The following is a 2,773-nucleotide window of genomic DNA, read 5'->3' on the forward strand; positions in this document are numbered from 1 at the left end:
TAACCCCCAGGAAGCCGAAAGGGATGCTCAGGTGCGGCAGCAAGTTCTTAAGCACCTCGAACAAAAGCTCAAGATCGGTGGGCTAAAGGGCCTAATCAGTAACTCGGCTTACCGAAAGTTCCTTTCGGTTTCAAATGGTGCCGTCCAGATTGATAAAGACCGGATAAACGAAGAAGCCCGCTTTGACGGCACGTATGTACTTAGAACCAATACTGTGAATTTGCGAATTAAATTTCCCGAGATTTTCACAATCATTTAGCATTGAAATCCGTTGCAAAGTGAAAGAAATTCAAATTAATCTATCCCGGCAAGAATTATTTTGCAGATTATCACGCTAAATTGGGGAAAAAGAAAGACGACTCCAAAGAGTCGCCTTCCCAGGTTTGTCTAAAGACACCTTACTCTATACAAAACTCCCTGTTTTAAAACATAAAGAAGCTTCAGGAAAAACAACATACCAATCTTCTGCCAACTCCAACCTGCAGGGCCTGTAACGACCGCTGATTTTAATCTCCAACCCCTCACCACAATGAAGAGCATAAGCATTACCATGGGTATCTTCAAAAATCCAATTGCTAGATTCATCACGAAAATACAATATTCCCTGTTTCAAAGTCATAAGCCGGTCTCCTCCGCTGCTTTATAGACCAGCTCCTCATCAATGGTTTCGGCCTTATATTGATAACCCAAAAGCAAAGCATTAACCGCCAAGTGTTAACCAGCCTGGGCCAGCCCCTGGACCTGGAGGCAATGGCTTCCAAAGCGTTAGCGGAAAAAATCTCATGCTTGGCGTCCGCCAGCTTTAAGTGGTGATTGACATATTCTTTCACCTCATCCTTGGTTAAGGGAGCCAGCTTATAACGCATCACCACCCTCTGGGCCAGGGGTTGGTTCTGGTTGAGAGAAAGCCTGTCCATGAGATGTGGTAATCCCGATAGAATTAAGACAAAGGGATTTTCCGAGTCCATGCTGAAATTAAACAAAATCCCCAGGTCATGTAAGAACTTGTTTTGCGCCATCTGCATCTCATCCAGGATAAATACCGGCGTTATTTTCTTATGGTGAAACAAAGAATAGACAGCCTTTTGGATCTGTTGGAAGAGGTCTATTTTACGAAAACCCGGCTCTTCCCCCAACCCCAGGGCCAAGCCCCGGTAGAAATCCATCACCGTCCCTATGGACAGAGGGAAGTAGATCACCTTAAAAAGTGACGGGTTCAGGCTTTCCGCAAAGGCCCTTAAAGCAAAAGTCTTGCCCGCACCCGGTTCACCGACTACCACACCCATACCCCGGGTTTTCTTAAGATATTCCAGCCGGGCCACAGTTTCTGAGAAGGCGGTAGAACGGTACGAATCCTTTGCCTTCACTTCCTTGCCAAAGGGTGTGGAGGAAAGCGAGTAAAACGCCCGGTACATACTTACTCCTCTTTCCCGTCAAGCATCCGGGTAAAGGAGAGTGCATCCCGTTTCACATACGCATTGTCCGTAAAATTGACTGGTACAGCTTTAACCACCGCCACCCCGTCCTCATAGACATAAACACCGTCCTCATCGAAACGAACCTCAATCTTGTGGCCAATAAAGCGAGGTGGGACCTCATAAAGTCTCTTGTTCACAGAGATAGTGCCGTCATGTTTCACCTTACGGTACTCCCGTTTTAAGAACAACGGTTCAAGAGTAGCCGGGTCATCCACCATGCGTACTGTACTGGCCTGGGAAAGATACTTGTCCAAGGGTGTCATTCCCAAAGAGGCGTGCACTTTACGGTGATAATCCTCCTCCAGCCACTGCCAGAACCGCCGGTTTAATTCTTCCAGGGAAGCAGCCGGTTTAAGTTTAAGCAGGGGAAAGAACCGCGTCTTTACCGTACCAAAAACCTTTCAATCTTTCCTTTGCTCTGAGCGTCATAGGGCTGGGTATGGGTAAGGGTTATCCCGAGGCTGGCGCAGGCTACATGAAAAGTATGCGAGCGATAAATCTTACCGTTGTCGACCATTTTGGGAATACCCCTTCTGATTTAAATACCGTTTTAAGAGAATCAAACTTTTCCGAGAAAAAGAACTGGGCAAAAAGGTACGGTCCCACCGACATGTCCCCCTGCCAGAGAGTATTAACGGTATCATAGGCAAACCGTTTCCGTTCCGGAGTCTTGGCCACTTCTTTCCCCACGAGGCCATGCTTCTTCAACAGCCGGTAAACGGTAGCGTAGGATACTTCCCCGGGCAAGATCTCGCCCTTGTCCACCAGTTGGTCGTAAAAAACCGATGCCGGTACATCCCGCTTTTGTTTTCTGAGGAAAAGCAGGTACTCCTCTTGTTCAGCACTCAATTTCCGGGACCGGCCCCGGTCGGACCTACGTTTGGGTTTTAGACCTTCAAAGCCTTCCCGGCGGTAAGCCAAAATCCAGCATGCCAACGTCTTGGGCGTGAACTCCCTAGGACCGTAGTAGGGCACCTGGTGTTTCTTTCCTGTTACTTCCTCCAGGTACTCCTTCTGGGAGGCAACCTGGCCGTTTAAAACCGGCGCAATCAGCCCGTAACGGAACAAGGCAATTGCTTCTCGATCCTTTTCTTCCACAAATCATCCCTCCATTCTTCTTGGAGGTTAACCGGTTAACCTTTCAAAGTACATTTTAAACTCGGCAGGGAAACTTTACCACGCAAAAGGTTTGTGGAGCGAAAAAAATATTTTCAACGGGCTTAGACCCGCGGTAAAATGTCAAGACCCTGAATTGGAAATTTTATTGTTTCAAAATGTAAAAAGACAATAAGAAA

At 47.2% G+C, this 2,773-nt stretch carries 1 protein-coding gene and 3 pseudogenes; 1 reads left to right on the forward strand and 3 read right to left on the reverse strand.

The genetic code is table 11. From position 1 onward, the window contains the following. A pseudogene (locus KKC1_RS16945) lies at positions 1-259 on the forward strand (hypothetical protein); the annotation flags it as partial. 144 nt (positions 260-403) lie between these two features. Here the strand turns inward: KKC1_RS16945 and KKC1_RS15135 are convergent. The 3 genes and pseudogenes from KKC1_RS15135 to KKC1_RS15145 form a co-directional block, all read right to left on the reverse strand. Continuing rightward, the gene (locus tag KKC1_RS15135; RefSeq protein ID WP_088555261.1) at positions 404-619 is read right to left on the reverse strand and encodes a DUF5348 domain-containing protein; all 216 of its coding nucleotides are present in this window, start codon (positions 617-619) and stop codon (positions 404-406) included. Further along, positions 616-1,415: pseudogene (locus KKC1_RS15140) on the reverse strand (ExeA family protein). The gene KKC1_RS15135 and the pseudogene KKC1_RS15140 overlap by 4 nt, the downstream one beginning before the upstream one ends. Before the next feature lie 2 nt (positions 1,416-1,417). Then, positions 1,418-2,576, reverse strand: a pseudogene (locus KKC1_RS15145) (transposase). Positions 2,577-2,773: the final 197 nt, after the last annotated feature.

This window comes from Calderihabitans maritimus (assembly GCF_002207765.1).
Lineage (GTDB): Bacteria > Bacillota > KKC1 > Calderihabitantales > Calderihabitantaceae > Calderihabitans > Calderihabitans maritimus.

What these genes read in the sequence shown, in the direction of transcription:
- KKC1_RS15135 (WP_088555261.1), bottom strand. Translation starts at nt 619, where the DNA reads ATGACTTTGAAACAGGGAATATTGTATTTTCGTGATGAATCTAGCAAT.